Below are 14917 nucleotides of genomic sequence, written 5' to 3'. Positions count from 1 at the left end.
CTCTCGGCAGGTCTGCCACACATCCGGCCCGACCAGCTCCCCAGCCCACTCACCCTGCACATCAACCACTGTGGCCTCAGCACAGAAAGAACGAGGCCAGAACACAAGATCTTCAGTGGCCTTCTAGCCGGATCATCAACATGCGGCACCCTCCGCTTGTGATTCACGCCCCAGGGGAGGCATCAGGCCGACGCCTTGGTGGAATCAGCTCCTGCGAACGCCGACCACTTCGAGGTACTCCGCGGGAGCGACCAGTGTTCCGTCGGAGACGCGGTTGTGGTGCAGGGCGACCTGGGCGAGGTCTCCGGAGAACTGGTCCAGATCCTTCTCCGACAGCGTGCCGGCCAACCTGGTGATGGGCCCGTAGAACTCACGGAACCACTCCGAGAAGTGCTCGGGCGAGTGATACCGGAACACATACTCCCGCTTGGCGAAGCTGATCCACTCCACGCGTTCCCCGAAGAGCTCGTCGAGGTGTTCCTGGGTGCCCCACAGGGCCGGCGGACGTACCCCGGACGGCGGCGGCGCCCACTTCGCCACTGTCTTGAACATCTGACCGACCATGCTGGTCGGGGTCCAGCAGGCGAGTGCGATCTTGCCCCCCACTGCCGTCACCCGCACCAGCTCGTCCGCTGCCTGCTGGTGATTCGGCGCGAACATGACGCCCACGGTGCTCAGCGACAGGTCGAAGGAGCCGTCGGGGAACGGCATGTTCTCCGCGTCGCCGTCGACGAAGGTCACCGGCACCTGCTCGACCGCCGCCCGCCTCCGGCCCACCTCCAGCAGGTTGGCGGCGTAGTCGAGGCCCGTGGCCTCCGCGAACCGCAGGGCTGCCGCGATCGCCGCGTTGCCCTGTCCGCAGGCGACATCCAGCACCCGCTGCCCGGCCCGTACGTCTGCCGACTCCACCAGCAGCTCGGCCATGATCTGCAGGGTGTGGCCGACGCGCGTGTAGTCGCCGGTCTGCCAGCCCGCCCGCTGCGCCTGCTTGATCGATGCGAAATCGACCGTCGTGCTCGTCATCAGATCCTCCTTGGACCGCGTCGCCGCCGTCGGCGACCGCTGACCTCAGCGAACACGGCAGCCGTGTGACGGGCCGTGTGACGATCCAGCCCGCGGACAGGTGGGTGAGGGCCGCCACGATCAGCGGGAGGGGGACGGCTGTTCCAGGCCGAGGGCTTCGGGAGTGAACACGTAGCGTTTGAACCAGCGGTGCATCTGGCGCTCCAGGGCTCGGTCACCGTGCACGCGTACTCCCGGCTGCCGCAGTAGTTCCGCCCAGGAGAGATCACCGAGCCACCACCGGGTCGCCGCTTCCGTCGGGGATGTGAGCCAGACATCGACGGGAGCTCCCGTGTCCTGCCGGCAGAGGTTGACGCTCATCCGGGACAGATGCAGCCAGTATCTGCGGTCGGCCGGCGGACGGTCGGTGAACTCGATCGCGAGTACGACGGTGCGCTCGGGCAGGGCGGCGGCGTCCACCCGGCGTTGCATGTCCCAGGTCAGCGCGGCTGTGTCGAGATCGTCCTCGGTCAGGGCCGCGCTGTCGGTGGCGACCGCCCATCGTGCCAGCTCCCGCACCACCGGAGCCAGGGCGGTGCCCGCCTCCGTGAGCCGGTAATCGTTGTCGACAAGGCCTGCCGCGCGTAGTGCGCGTAGTCGCGCGGACAGGGTCGCTCGCGGAATGCGGGGCAGGCCGCGGCGGATGTCGGTGAAGGTTGACGCGCCGAGCAGCAACTCCCGCACGATCAGCAGTGTCCACCGCTCGCCCAGCAGTTCCAGAGCACGCGCGACCGCGCAGAACTGGCCATATCCGTTCACTGCTGCATGGTAGGCGCGAAGGGCGGGATAAGCGGGTTCAAATTTTGAACTGGTGACGCCGGCACGACCGGTTCGACGATCGAAGCCGTGAGTGCGGGCATCGAAAGGACCGGCGGCATCATGGGCATCAGCGGCGACGTATTGGAGACGATCGGAAACACTCCGCTCGTGAGGCTGCGCAGGGTCGCGCCACCCGGGTGTGCGGAGCTCTTCGTCAAGGTCGAGGGCCAGAATCCGACCGGCAGCATGAAAGACCGCATGGCGCAGTCGATGATCGCCAGAGCCGAGAACGACGGGCGGCTGACGCCCGGCGACACCGTTGTCGAATACACGGGCGGCAGCACCGGCGCTTCTCTCGCCCTGGTCTGCGCGGCGAAGGGATATCGCCTGCGGATCGTCAGTTCCGACGCCTTCAGCGAGGACAAGCTCATCCAAATGGCGGCGTTCGGCGCGGAACTCACCCTCATCCCCAGTGAGGGAGGAATGATCACGAAGGCACTGATCCTGAGCATGATCGACACCGCCAGGGAGCTCAGCCGCCGGCCGGGCGCCTACTGGACCGATCAGCTCAACAACGCCGACAGCATCGCCGGCTACCACCCGATGGGCGAGGAGATCTGGGAGCAGACGGGCGGGCGCGTCGACGTTTTCATCCAGTCGATCGGTACGGCGGCCTCGCTGCGCGGGGCGACGGCTCCCCTCAAGCGCCGTTATCCGGGGCTCCGGGTCATCGCCGTCGAACCGGCCGAATCCGCCGTGCTGTCCGGTGGCCGGCCGGGCGCCCACCGCATCGAAGGCATCGGCATCGGCTACCTGCCGCCGATGTGGGATCCCGCCCTCGTGGACGAGATCGTTCCGATCGCCACCGGCGACGCCGAGGAGATGGCCCGGCGCCTCGCCCGGGAGGAGGGGTTGTTCACCGGGACCTCGTCCGGCGCGAACGTCCTCGCCGCGATCCAGGTCGGAAAACGCCTCGGGCCGAACGCCAGGATCGTCACCCTGCTGGTGGACTCGGGGCTGAAATACCTCAGCACCGGCGTGTACCGTCGCCGGCCGCACCACCTCCCCCGATGAACCACCATGGTCGCCCACGTGTTGACGCATGACGCGCCCCGAGCTGAATCCGGGTCGCTACCGTCAGAGCGACAGCGGGATGCGGTCGACGCACCAGTAGAGGCTGACGGCCACAATGGGGACCGACATGGCGGCGGTCACCCAGCGCACCGCGGACGTACGGCGCAGCAGCACCAGCAGCGGGAAGAACACCGCGATGATCAGCAACTGGGTCGCCTCGATGCCGACGTTGAAGCTCAGCAGCGACAGGAGCAGCTCCCACGACCCCTTCTCGTCGATGTCCAGCGCGCTCGCGAAGCCGAGCCCGTGAACCAGGCCGAAGGCGAAGACGATCGGCAGCCGCCACTTGCCCAGTTTGTCCTCATCGCGGCCCAGGAGGTTGGCGACGGCCACGACGATGATCGATACCGCGATGACCGGCTCGACGAGCACCGCGGGAACGTTCACGATCCCCAGCGCCGCCAGGAGGAACGTGATGCTGTGGGCGGCCGTGAACGCGGAGGCCGTGACGACGACGTCGCGCAGGCGGCGCGCGCCGATGAGGAGGGCGAGCAGGAACAAGATGTGGTCGAGGCCGGACAGCAGGTGCTCGGCGCCGAGCAGGAAGAACTCCCCGATCTGGTGCGAGGCCCGGTGCTCGCCGACTCGCAGCGTCGGGTTCCCTGCGGTCAGCACCGCGGAGCCCGTCGTGCCGTCGAGTGTGTAGCCGACGATCGTCTCCGTGCTGTGCACGAAGCTCTCCGCGTCGGGGAAGAGCGCACTGGAGATCGCGTGCCCTCCCCCGCCGTCGCCCGCGCAGTGGTAGTCGAGGGTCACCACCGCGTACGCCACCTTGCCGCGGTCGCGCACGCCCGCGTCGCCCACCTGGGTGGGCGTGCAGTGCGTGTCGCCGTACGCCACGGCGAAGCGGCGCGTGACGTAGTCAGCGACGGCGGCGTGGTTCTTCTTGAGCTGGCGGAGTTGCTCGGCCCGCTCCTTCGCGTCGTACGCCTCGGCGTAAAGCCAGGCCGACTTCATGAGGAGGTCGTACTCCAGGTCGAGCACGACTCTGACGTCCGCGCCCGTTCCGGTCACCGTGGCGTGCGCCTTGGTGGTCGCGTCGTGCGCCGCCGCCGGAGCGGAGAACGCCATCAGCCCGCCGAGGGCGAAGGCGAGAGCGAGGACGGCGGCTGACAGCCTGCGAGACATGTCTCGTTCTCCAGGTTCGAGGAGGTCCGGGTTTCGGGGGTCCGGGATTCGAGGGGTCCGAGTTCAGGGGGAAAGGCCGCCCCGGACGCTCCGCGTCGACGCGGGGGTCCGGGGCGGCGATGACGGTTACCTGCGCTGGAACCAGCGGTAGAGGGGCGAGTCCGGTCCCCACTTACCGGGGCGGCCGTGCTCGTCCTTCGTGACGAAGACGCTCGGCTCGGAGGCGGTCACGCCGCCGCCGGTGGAGCGTGCGGTGACGAACCAGGCGTATGCCGTGTCGCCCTTGAGACGCTCCCAGGTCACCGAGGCCACCTGACCCGACGGGACCGTGCTCGTGCCGACGACCCGGGTGGGCTTGTAGATCGCCAGCGAGTCGGTCGTGAAGCTCGTCGTACGCGTGGTGAGATCGACCGGCAGCACCATGTTGTCCTCGCGGCCGTCGTAACGGCGCAGCGGGTCGAACTCACCCGCGCCGAAGTCGTTCAGCAGCGGTGAGTAGGTGTCCACCGTCAGCTCGGCCCGCTTGACGTCGAACTGCAGCAGCCGGAAGAAGCTCGCGCCGAACTGGAGCTGGTCGTCCGGGTTGTATCCGCCGACCTGGGTGAGCCCGAGGCGGTCGGCCGAGACCGTGTAGAACTGGTAGTCCGCCAGCAGTTCGACGACGCCCTTGCCGACCTGGCCGACCTTCGGCTTCACGTTGGTGGCCACGCCGTGCTCGTGCCCGGCGAGGATGAGGAAGACATTCGGGTTCTTCTCGACCACCGTCTTGTAGAGCATCGAGCCGTCCGGCGCCGAGAATGCCGCGCCGCGTCCGTCGGGGTTGGTGCTTGGCACGAGGTAGTCGTGCGAGAGCAGGATGCCGTTGCGGTCGGGGAACCGCTTGAAGACGGAGTCCGCCCACTCGGCCTCCTCCCGCGTGACGCCGTACGACAGGCCGACCACGACGAAGTCCAGCCCGCCGGCCGAGAACAGGTCGTAGTGGTTCTGGTTGTCGCCTTCCTTCCACGGCCCGCCGTACTCGGCGTGCTGCCAGCCCTGCGCCGCCGTCTGGTAGCGGCCGGGGCCGTAGTACGCGTTGTAAATCGCCCCCGGCCCGTCCTCGGTGCCCGACTGGTTGTCGTGGTTGCCCGCGATCACGCCGTTCGGGATCTTCGCCTCGTCCAGGACGCGCTGCTGCTTCGACGACACCTCGAACTCGCCGACGACCTGCCGCCGCGCGGCCTCGTCCGCGGGCTTGCGGATGTTGTTCTCGATGATGTCGCCGGTGTGCGCGACGTACGAGATCTTGCGCTGGTCCTTGTTGTCCTTGATCCAGTCGACGATCCCGGCGTACGCGGACTCCCACACCGCGCGCTCCTCGGCGGTCTCCTGCTCCACCGCGCCCTCCGACAGGTACTGCGTGTCGGTGAAGTGGACGATCGAGAAGTCGTACGTGGAGGGGTCGGCGAAGCCGTTCGGGTCGCCGGGGTCGATGTCGTCGGCGAACGGGTCCTCTCCCGTCACCATCACGTGGACCTGCTGGCCGTCGACATACTGATCGCCGACGACGGCGGTGAGCGCGGTCTGGCCCTCGGCGGCGCCGCGGGAGCTCGTGAGCAGGTCCCAGGCCCGGGTCCTGGTGTTCCACGCCCGCAGCGACACCAGGCGCTCGGGGTCGATGACGCCCTCCCAGCGCAGGACCGGCGCGTCCACGTGGCCCTTCACCTGGATGTCGTACCGCTGGTAGGTGACGTCCCGGCCGGCGGGCGCGTCGAGCGTCGCGCCGTCGGCGGGCTCCAGCCCCGCGGCCTTGACCTTCTTCTCGCCGGGCACCTTCAGGGTCGTGGGGACGGTCTCGGCCACGCCCTGGAACGCCTGGTTCGGGGTCAGGATGTCGGCTTCGGAGAACGTCGCCTTGACCTCGCCGCCGCCGGGCTCGGCGACCTTCGCCGACAGCGTGACGGAGCCCGACACGTCGACGGCTCCGGACGCCGGGGTGAGCTCGGCGGGTGCGTCCGGGATGCCGGCGGACTCGAACGAGATCTCCCGGGCGGCGGTGTTGCCGAGCGAGTCCGCGGCGGTCACGGCGAGGGTGTGCGAACCGGGCCGCAGTCCGGGGCCCACCTGGGCGCCCAGCGCGATCGGCTGCCCGTCGAGTGTGACGTCCGGCCCGGACACCACGCCGGAGGCGTCCTCCAGCTCGACGTCCAGCACGACGGAGGCGGTGATCTTCCCGCCCGCGGCGGGGACGCTCGTGGCGACCTTGGGCGCCGAGTTGTCGGTGATCAGCGTACGGGTGGCGGTCTCGCCCGTGGTCGAGGTCGCGGCGATCGTGTGCTTGCCGTCCTTGATCGCGGTGGTGTCGAGATCCGCGCTCAGGCCGCCGGCGGGGGCGTCCACGAGGAACTCGAGGTCGATCTCGGTCAGCAGGTTCACGTTGTCGCCGCAGTTGCCGTCGCCCATGCTGTAGGAGCTCTTGAGCATCTGACCGGTCGCCGTGCCCCGCACCGGGGTGAGGGCGATGTTCGAGATCGCGAAGTCGTCGCGGTTGTTGCCGCATGACGTCGGATAGGTGCCGGCCACGAAGTCGATCGTGTTCCAGCCGGGCACGAGGTACTCGTTGGGGAAGGTGAAGTCGACCCGCCGGCTCACGAAGTCGCCGTCGAGCACGACCTTCCGCCCGTTCACGAGCAGGTGGTTCTGGTAGCGCGCCTCGATCGAGTTGGTGCCGACGGTGAAGCTGAGGGTCGCGTCACCCGAGCCGAGCGTCCGGACGACGTGCACCGCCGGGGCGTCGATCGTGTAGCGCAGTTCGACCTCGCGGAGGGCGGTCTGGCTGCTGCCGCAGGTGCCGTCGCCCAGGTCGTAGGACGGCTTGATGTCCTGACCTTTCACGGTGGCGCCGTCGAGGGCGAGGTCGAGGTTCGCGATGGTGAAGTCGTCGCGGTCGGCGCCGCAGGACGCCTTCCAGTCGCCGGTCACGACCTTGACCGTGTTGTCGCCGGGCACCAGGAACCGGGCGGGAACGGCGACCGTTACACGCCTGCCGGCCCAGGTGCCGCCCAGGTCGACACGCTTGCCGTTGACGAGCAGGAAGTCGTCGTACTTGTCCTCGATCGCGTCCGCGCCCACGTCGAAGCTGAACGTGGCCGCGCCGTTGCCCAGGGTGGCCTTCGTGGCGGGTTCCGCGCCGTCGACGGTGAGGGACGAGACGCCGCCCGCACCGGCGGCCGGCACGGTCGCGTGGATCGGCGTGGTGCGTGCCACCAGCGTGCCGTCCGTCGGCAGCAGCCGGGGCGCCCCGGCCGGCGCGTTGTTCACGGTCACGGTGTGCTTGACCGTGGCCCCGGACGCGGCCTTGGCGGCGATGGCATGCTCGCCGTTGGCCAGCGTCGTGGTGTCCAGGTCCGCCGCGAGACCCGTGGTGCTCTGGGGGTCGTCCTTGACGAAGAACTTCAGCGTGGCCTGCTTGAGCAGCGCGGTGTTCGAGCCGCAGTTGCCGTCGCCGAAGGACAGGGTGTAGGGGTTGTCCTCCCCGTCCGCGACCTCACCGAGCAGTTCGAGGCCCACGTCGGACAGGACGAAGTCGTCGTAGTTGGTGCCGCACGAGCTCTGGATCGTGCCGGCGAAGATCTCGATGGTGTTCTCGCCCTTGACGAGGTGTTCGTTCGGGATCTCGATGGTCGCCCGCTCGCTCACGTGGTCGCCGATGTCGCTGCGGTAGACGCCGTTGACCAGCACGTAGTTGTGGTATCGCGCCTCCGTCGAGTTCGAGCCGACGTCGAAACGGAGCTTCGACACGCCCACCGTACGGGTCGCGTTCAGAGCGGTGCCGTCGACGGCGAGCTCGGTCACGCTGTCACCGGCCGCGGCCGGGACCGCCGTGACCTTGACCGTGCCCTCGATGTACGAGCCGCCGGCGGGGCTGAGGGTGGGCGGGGTGGGGGAACCGGTCGGCGTCGGGCTGGGGCGTCCACGACCCGCTACCTGCGGGTCCGGGTCGGCGTGCGCCGCCGTCACGACGCCGCTGACGAGCAGCGTCGCGACCATGGCGATCACGGCGGCCACGGCGAGACGCCCTCGCCTGCTCACGCCTCCCAGCAGCTTTCTCGCTGCCACTGGCTGCATCAGGTGCAGTCCCTTCCATCACGTTGCATAAAGCGCCGATAAAGCGGCGCGGTCTCGAGCGGTCACAGTGGATCTCGTGAGTGAACGAGGTGCGTGAAGAGACTGAAGCAAAGGCGAACTATCGCCTCATTCTGGTCATCCGTTACGAATCAGGAACGACTAGGTCACAGAGCCCGCAATTCCGCAAAGCACACAACATTGCCAAGCTTTGTACGGATTTATCCCTATATGTCCAAATGGAGCTGTCTACCGGAGGAGCGCCGGATGAGCGAGCGGCGACCGTCGGGGCACCACGGCGGACATCCATCCAGGAGGCTCTGGACGCCGCGGCGGCGGTGGGCGACGACAGGATCCGGGAGCGCACCCAGGGCAGGGTGGAGCCCGAGGGGTGGACGCACGGGAGCTCACGACAGCGGGTGAAGTGGAGTCACCACGGGATACAAGACCGGCGCCCCCGCCCGGTGCGACACATTCTCCGGCACCATCTGACGTTTTCTCCGCGGGCGCGACGCTTACCGAGGTTTTCCCGCCGTGAGCTACTGACGTTCCCGGTGTGACGTGCATTGTGGGGAGGAGTCGTCGCGGCGGCGGGGGGCAACCGATGACACAGGGGCTGCACCAGTTCATGGCGATGGCGGGCCCGTGGGCCTACCTGGCGGTCGGGCTGATGGCCTGCGCGGAAACGGCGGCGCTCCTCGGGCTCGTGGTGCCGGGCGAGCTCACCTTGCTGATGGCCGGCTTCCTCGCCTTCACGGGGCACGTGAGCCTGCCGCTCATGATGGCCGTGGCCGGTGTGGGCGCGATCGCCGGGGATTCGATCAGTTACCGGATCGGCCGGCGGCTGGGGCCTCGCGTGCGCGACAGCCGGCTGGGCCGCCGGGTGTGCGCGGAGCGCTGGGACCGCACCGAGGACTACCTGCGGCGGCGCGGCGGCTGGGCCGTCCTCCTCGGCCGATGGGTCGGTCTGCTGCGCGCCCTGATCCCCATGCTGGCCGGCATGGGACGCCTGCCGTACGCCAGATTCCTCGCCTTCGAGGTGCCCGGCGGCCTGGCCTGGGGGGCGGGCACCGTGGGGCTCGGGTACGCCACGGGAGGCTCGTACGGGCTGGTGGAGCAGGTCTCCCATCGGGCCGGCCTCCTGGCGGTGGCCGGGCTGGTCGTCCTGGCCGCCGTCGGCCTGGGCGTCCACCGGCTGACCCGGCCGCGCCCGCCGGTCGCACGACGGCCGGGCCGCGCGAGGACCACACCCTCCGGCCGCCGGTGAAGGGTGGCCGCCCTCGTTCGGGTGTGACGCGACCCCGGTGGCCCGCCCTCGTTCGGGTGTGACACGACCCTGGCGGCCGTCGCGTGACAGCGCTGCCGCACCGGACCGTTGACCGACGGAAGCGCGATCTTTACCGGCCGGCGGAACCCAACCCCGGGGCTTGATCGTTCAGGTGGGCGGCTGACACACCTCATCGACCGTCTACAGGGAGAAACACGTGGTCTTCAAGCGGATGCTGGGCGCTCTCGGGGTGGGCGCCCCCTCGGTGGACACCGTACTGACCACTCCGCGGGTCCGGCCGGGCGGCGTGCTCACGGGCGAGGTGAGACTGTCCGGCGGCGACTTCGACGCCGAGATCGAGGAGGTCACTTTGGGCCTCGTCGCCGGGGTGGAGCTCGAGCACGGCGACGGCGAGAGCGCGGGGCTCGGCGAGTTCTCCCGTGCCCGGGTGTCCGGTCCGTTCACCCTGCGCGAGGGCGAGAACCGGAGCATCGCCTTCCAGATCCCGGTGCCGTGGGAGGCCCCGATCAGCGAGATCGGCGGGCAGCACCTGACCGGCATGGCGCTCGGCGTACGCACCGAGGTGGCCATCGCCAAGGCCGTCGACAAGGGCGACCTCGACCCCGTCGCCATCGAGCCGCTCCCCTCCCAGCTGCGCGTCCTGGAGGCGTTCCTCCAGCTCGGCTTCGCCTTCAAGTCGGCCGACCTGGAGGCGGGCCACCTGCACGGCGTGCGCCAGGAACTGCCGTTCTACCAGGAGATCGAGTTCTACCCGCCGCCGCGGCAGGCCGGCGTTGTGGGGGAGGTCGAGCTCACCTTCGTGGCCGACCCCGCCGGTCTGGAGGTGATCCTGGAGGCCGACAAGCGCGCGGGCCACCACTCCGTCGACGCCATCGGCCGCTTCCGTGTCAGCCACGAGGACGCGGCACGCATGGACTGGGCCGTGGAGATCGACCGCTGGCTCACCGGGCTGGCCCAGTACGGGGCACACTACGGCGGCCACGGCGGTGACGAGCACGGGCACGAACCTCATTTCCACGGAGGCCACCACGAGCACCACAGCGGCCCGGGCTGGGGTGCGGTGGCCGCGGCCGGCGCCGCCGGAGTGGTCGGCGGCCTGGTGGCGGGCGAGATCGTCGAAGAGATCTTCGAGGGCGACGAGGACGAGGGCGGGGACGGCGACTGGTAGGTTCCGCCCCGCCGCCTCTCCGCCGCCCGCGACGCCGTCGCGTGCGTCACGGGTAGATGGTGGGCCCTCGTTATGAAGCAGGTGCCGGCCGTGGTCTCCGGGACAGGAGACCACGGCCGGGAGACCGGACCGGGCGCTCGACGCGTACGCACACCGGGGACACGCACGGAACACCCGTCCGGGAGGGCGGGGAGACGTGTCGGCACCGCTCGCGACATTGCCGTCGCTTGATGTGTCGCCGTCCATGAACGTGATCGACGGCGTTGTACCGTGTCAGCGGTCACATTGAGTGACTTCGAAGCAACAGGAGGTTACGCATGATTCAGCGACTGCTCCTGGCCGGCGCGGCCTGCGCCGCCGGACTCGTCGTCATGGCGCCGATCGCGGCCTCGGCCGAGACGGCCGCCCCGCGGCAGACGGCCACGACCGCACAGGCCGGCCTGCCGGCTCACGCCGCCGGCTGGGGACACGACTGGGGACACGGGTGGGGTCGCCCCGCGGGCTACCGTTGGGGCAACGGCTACTGGAGCCGTCCACTCGGCTACTGGAGCCGCCCGCTGGGCTACTGGAGCACCCCGGTGGTCGTCGTGGACAGTCTCTACGACGACTGCGCGGCCGACTACTACGCCACCCCCTGCGGCTGATCCATCACGATAGGGGCGCCATGAGAGAAGGCCCCCGAGCATCGCGAGCACGACCCTCGATCGAGCATGGGCTCGGCGGGGGATTTTAAAACCCCAGGTTGTCAGCAGATTCTGCTGACAACCTGGGGCCAAAGCCGACCAGGATCGCCAGATCTCGGATACCGTTCGTAGTCATTGCGTCTCTCTTCGCGCACAACACGACTTCCTCGGATCCGGAGCGCGTGATGAACGGCCAGGACAGACCTCGCCCACACCGTCCCACCAGGCGAGCCCCCTACGGTCCCACCAGGCGAGCCCCCTACGGTCCCACCAGGCGAGCCCCTTACGGTCCCGCCCGCGCGGCCGGGCCCAAGCCGCCGCCGTACGTGCCCTCTCCCCCCGGACGACACCGCGGCACCGGTGACGAACCTCTCAGCCGGCACGAGCCGGAGCCCGAGCCCTCCCCGTCTCCGGCGCCCGGGCGGCATCGCTCCCTGCCCCGCCCCAAGCTGATCCGTTCCGTGGTCGTGACCGGGGTCGCGGTCCTCGCCGCCGCGAGCGTCTGGGCGAGCACCGACGCCGCCGGTCCGGCGCCGGGCACGCCTCCGCCCGGCGGCATCGTGGCCACGACCACCCCCGATGGTGCGATCCCGCCCGAGACCGCTCCGTCGAAGCCCGCGCCACCGCCGACCGAGCACGACGCCCGCTCGAGGCGCGGTGGGAAGGCACTGCCGATGCGGGCGCGGCACCATGGACCCGCCCGTTCGTCCAGGCGCACGCGGCCTCCCACCGCGCGTCCCCGCCCGCACGAACCCGGCTTCTAGCCGTCTCCTTCCGCCTCACCGGCGGCCGGCCCGCGAACCCGCGCCGACGCCTTCACGCCGCCTTCGGCCGTTGCCCATCGGCCGAGGACGGCACCCGCTCCTTCCGATCCGGTACGTCAGCCCGGCAGGGCATCGGCTTGCCGGGGCTCACGTCGTACGCCGGACGAAGGCGCGGGTGACCGCGGTGCCGGCGTCACTCAGGCAGGCGGCGAGTTCCTCGGTGATGAGCGTCTTCTCGACGCCTACTGTGATTTCGTCTGTCGCGAACTCGGCCACGGCGAGCTCATGGCCGAGATCTCCGCTTCTTCTGACGCGGACGCGAAGCGCCGGCATCGGGCCCGCGTCCTCGACCGGCTGGAGCAGCTTCAGCGTCGCCGTGCCGATCTCGTCCATGGGGATCGCCAGCTCGGGGGCGAACTGCCTCTCGTCGACATAGGCGATGATCCGGTTTTCCTGAAGTGCATGAAGGATTACTGCCGGGGAGCTATGCAACAACTGGGCGCGACGGAATTCCACTGATGGTTGCGACGGCGATGACACGTATCATCCACCATATCCTTTCTGGCAATCACGTCCCCGATCGTTTCGCTGCTCGTTGCCAGGAAAGTTTGACGCATCAACCCCACCGAAGGCGACCGTACATCCGGAACATCACGTTTCCTCCCTTTCCGGATCGGCCGGCGCGCTATTGATCGCCTGCATGAGTTGATCGGCAAGGCGCGCTGACTGTTCGCTCGTATACCCCTTGGGCACGCGAAAGATCAGGCGTTCTCCGACTCCGGTCCGGATGTCGGCGATGTCCCACCCGATCCACTGGCTGATCGCCAGTGCCTTGACGCTGTCCGGGTCCATTTCGAGGCCGGCCGCGAGAGCCTCCAGGCGCCAGAGATCAGGCATCCGCGACACCCGGCCACTCAGCACATCGGTAATCCACTGAGCGGTGAGGCACTGACCTGCGCTTCCGCTCACCGACCTCAGTGCGAGCGTACGGATGCTCATCCCCTTGTCCGCCACATAGTCGCGGATGCAGTCGCTCAGGGGGGTGGGGGGCTGGTCGGGTGTCACGCGCTGCGACGGCATTCGGTTGTCAGCTCCTCGAATCTTTCTGTCCGCGATCGCCACCATCATGCCCGCTAGATCCTGACGACAGGGAGCAAACCCCGACGAAGCATGGGATCAGTTGTGTCAACAAGATGCGTCATATAAAGCCATCGCGCGCAAGATTTATTCGCTGGAACCTTCCGTTTCACGTGCGGCCGTGCGCTCGGTCGGATTAGAGTGCGACCTGCAGTCGAGACGTCAGCAGAATCTGATGATGCAGTTTCCATCGGAGAGGTTGGCTATGGCGGGAAAGCCGCAGATGCACCTTCGGAGCGTGGCACTCTTGCGCGCCTTGATGGTCGGCCACAGTCACAGCGTGGCCGATTTCGCTCGCCGGGCAGCACTTACCAGACAGTGCATCGACGGTCTGCTCAAACGAGGCACGTGCCGCCGCACCACGGCGGACGCCATCGCGGCGGCAGCGGGGGTGCGGACTCTCGACCTGTTCCGGCCTTCAGTGTCGTCAAAATTTGCTGACAATGATGAGGGCTCGTGATCCCGTTACCTGTCTCCGATCCGGGATCACCTGATCCTCCGCGGAGGCTCTCACGGGGAGTCCGACTCGAATCGCCTCGACTGCGGTCCTGCGCATCCCGCTTCGCCGTCACCACACCGCCGGCTGCCGGGATGTGTGTTCGATCCGACAGCAGCACCACCTCATGAAAGGAATCGTCTCTTGACGATGAAGAAAGCCCTCCTCACGGGGGCACTCGCCACCGCTGCAATCGTCACCCCCGCGGTGCTGGCCACCGGAGCCGCGAGCGCGGCGAGCACGGCCTCGCAGGCGACGAGCAGCATCTCCCGCCCGATCGACACCCCCAGGCGAGGACCGGATCCGCGCGCGGACATCCGCGTCCACCATTTCGTCCTGAAGGGCAAGACGTACATCCTCCCCAGCTGCCAGTACGTCGTCAACGGCGGCGTCTACGTCTCGCCGTCCTGCGGGGCGGGCCTGACCCGGCCGGTGTACATCCTGAGCGGCCGCACCTACGCCCTGCCGGGCGAGTGGTGCGACCAGGCCGTCAGCGGCCTGCCCGGCCGCTGGTACGGCCTCCCCGGCTACCAGCTCGGGGACGGCGTCCACGAGTACATCGTGGCCGGCCGCACCTACATGCTCCCCAGCTGCCAGTACGTCATCAACGGCGGCGTCTACGTCTCGCCGTCCTGCGGAACGGGCCTGACCCGGCCCGTCTACTTCGTCAGCGGCCGCTGGCTGCCCCTGCCCGGTAGCTGGGGGTGCGACACGTCCCTCGGCCTGCCCGGCCGCTGGTACGGCCTTCCCGGCCGTGTCTTCGGCAACCCGGGCCACAACTGGGGCGGCAGCTCCTGGGGCGGCCGCTGGGGACGCGGCAGCTGGGGCAACTGGGACGGCTGGGGCCGCTGGGGCCGCGGCGGTGACCACGGTGGCTGGGGCCACGGCAACACCGGCGGCTGGGGCCACGGCGGTCCCGGGGGCTCCGGCGGCCCCGGCCACGGCGGCCCTGGCGGCCCCGGGCAGGGCGGCCCTGGCGGCCCCGGGCAGGGCGGTCCCGGCGGTCCCGGCCAGGGCGGTCCCGGCCAGGGCGGTCCCGGCGGCCCCGGCCAGGGCGGCCACGGCGGTCCGGGTCAGGGCGGTCCGGGTCAGGGCGGCCCGGGGGGCGGTAGCTGGGGCGGCCACGGCGGTCCCGGCGGCTCCGGCGGTCCGGGTCAGAGCGGCTGGGGGCACCGCTAACCGCTCGCCCTGGTG

The 14917-nt window shown here is 69.4% G+C and carries 13 protein-coding genes; 7 read left to right on the top strand and 6 right to left on the bottom strand.

The features are described from left to right. Window positions 1–204 precede the first annotated feature (204 nt). Window positions 205–1023, bottom strand: coding sequence for a class I SAM-dependent methyltransferase (locus tag HHX30_RS29480; protein WP_169985718.1), 819 nt, complete (start codon window positions 1021–1023; stop codon window positions 205–207). Window positions 1024–1143: 120 nt separating this feature from the next. Next, window positions 1144–1821: a winged helix-turn-helix transcriptional regulator gene (locus tag HHX30_RS29475; RefSeq protein ID WP_169985716.1), complete on the bottom strand. Its 678-nt coding sequence runs from the start codon at window positions 1819–1821 to the stop codon at window positions 1144–1146. 87 nt (window positions 1822–1908) lie between these two features. Between HHX30_RS29475 and HHX30_RS29470 the strand changes: the two genes are divergently transcribed. After that, window positions 1909–2895 (top strand): PLP-dependent cysteine synthase family protein, encoded by a 987-nt coding sequence (locus HHX30_RS29470; protein ID WP_211592723.1) that lies wholly within the window; start codon window positions 1909–1911, stop codon window positions 2893–2895. A gap of 63 nt (window positions 2896–2958) precedes the next feature. On the opposite strand, the gene HHX30_RS29465 is transcribed toward HHX30_RS29470, so the two are convergent. Both HHX30_RS29465 and HHX30_RS43465 read right to left on the bottom strand, forming a co-directional pair. Next, window positions 2959–4083 (bottom strand): HupE/UreJ family protein, encoded by a 1125-nt coding sequence (locus HHX30_RS29465; RefSeq protein WP_169985715.1) that lies wholly within the window; start codon window positions 4081–4083, stop codon window positions 2959–2961. A gap of 126 nt (window positions 4084–4209) precedes the next feature. After that, window positions 4210–8154 (bottom strand): metallophosphoesterase, encoded by a 3945-nt coding sequence (locus tag HHX30_RS43465; protein ID WP_169985713.1) that lies wholly within the window; start codon window positions 8152–8154, stop codon window positions 4210–4212. Window positions 8155–8426: 272 nt separating this feature from the next. On the opposite strand from HHX30_RS43465, the gene HHX30_RS29455 reads away from it, so the two are divergent. The 5 genes from HHX30_RS29455 to HHX30_RS29435 all read left to right on the top strand — a co-directional run bounded on the left by HHX30_RS29455 (window position 8427) and on the right by HHX30_RS29435 (window position 12090). Further along, a complete protein-coding gene (locus HHX30_RS29455) occupies window positions 8427–8747 on the top strand; it encodes a neutral zinc metallopeptidase (RefSeq protein ID WP_249350588.1) in 321 nt (106 codons plus the stop codon). Between the two features lie 44 nt (window positions 8748–8791). After that, the gene (locus tag HHX30_RS29450) at window positions 8792–9454 is read left to right on the top strand and encodes a DedA family protein (RefSeq protein WP_169985711.1); all 663 of its coding nucleotides are present in this window, start codon (window positions 8792–8794) and stop codon (window positions 9452–9454) included. 217 nt (window positions 9455–9671) lie between these two features. After that, on the top strand, window positions 9672–10643 hold the full coding sequence (locus HHX30_RS29445) for a sporulation protein (RefSeq protein WP_169985709.1): 972 nt from the start codon (window positions 9672–9674) through the stop codon (window positions 10641–10643). 317 nt (window positions 10644–10960) lie between these two features. Continuing rightward, window positions 10961–11287 (top strand): hypothetical protein, encoded by a 327-nt coding sequence (locus HHX30_RS29440; RefSeq protein WP_169985707.1) that lies wholly within the window; start codon window positions 10961–10963, stop codon window positions 11285–11287. Between the two features lie 500 nt (window positions 11288–11787). Further along, window positions 11788–12090 carry a hypothetical protein gene (locus tag HHX30_RS29435; protein WP_169985705.1) on the top strand — a complete coding sequence of 101 codons (303 nt, stop codon included), beginning with the start codon at window positions 11788–11790 and terminating at the stop codon, window positions 12088–12090. 147 nt (window positions 12091–12237) lie between these two features. On the opposite strand, the gene HHX30_RS29430 is transcribed toward HHX30_RS29435, so the two are convergent. Beyond that, a complete protein-coding gene (locus HHX30_RS29430; RefSeq protein WP_169985703.1) occupies window positions 12238–12606 on the bottom strand; it encodes a hypothetical protein in 369 nt (122 codons plus the stop codon). 135 nt (window positions 12607–12741) lie between these two features. Next, complete coding sequence (locus HHX30_RS29425; protein WP_169985701.1) at window positions 12742–13218, bottom strand: hypothetical protein; 477 nt, start codon at window positions 13216–13218, stop codon at window positions 12742–12744. Window positions 13219–13867: 649 nt separating this feature from the next. On the opposite strand from HHX30_RS29425, the gene HHX30_RS29420 reads away from it, so the two are divergent. Continuing rightward, complete coding sequence (locus tag HHX30_RS29420) at window positions 13868–14902, top strand: hypothetical protein (protein WP_169985699.1); 1035 nt, start codon at window positions 13868–13870, stop codon at window positions 14900–14902. Window positions 14903–14917 lie beyond the last annotated feature (15 nt).

It is taken from the genome of Microbispora sp. H10836, assembly GCF_012999525.1.
Taxonomy (GTDB): domain Bacteria; phylum Actinomycetota; class Actinomycetes; order Streptosporangiales; family Streptosporangiaceae; genus Microbispora.
The sequence above is the reverse complement of the archived record's forward strand: the minus strand, read 5'-3'. Positions and strand labels throughout refer to the sequence as shown.

Coding starts and splice junctions, on each gene's coding strand:
- HHX30_RS29480 (WP_169985718.1), bottom strand. CDS start 1,023: ATGACGAGCACGACGGTCGATTTCGCATCGATCAAGCAGGCGCAGCGG.
- HHX30_RS29465 (WP_169985715.1), bottom strand. CDS start 4,083: ATGTCTCGCAGGCTGTCAGCCGCCGTCCTCGCTCTCGCCTTCGCCCTC.
- HHX30_RS29455 (WP_249350588.1), top strand. CDS start 8,427: ATGGAGCTGTCTACCGGAGGAGCGCCGGATGAGCGAGCGGCGACCGTC.
- HHX30_RS29450 (WP_169985711.1), top strand. CDS start 8,792: ATGACACAGGGGCTGCACCAGTTCATGGCGATGGCGGGCCCGTGGGCC.
- HHX30_RS29440 (WP_169985707.1), top strand. CDS start 10,961: ATGATTCAGCGACTGCTCCTGGCCGGCGCGGCCTGCGCCGCCGGACTC.
- HHX30_RS29425 (WP_169985701.1), bottom strand. CDS start 13,218: ATGATGGTGGCGATCGCGGACAGAAAGATTCGAGGAGCTGACAACCGA.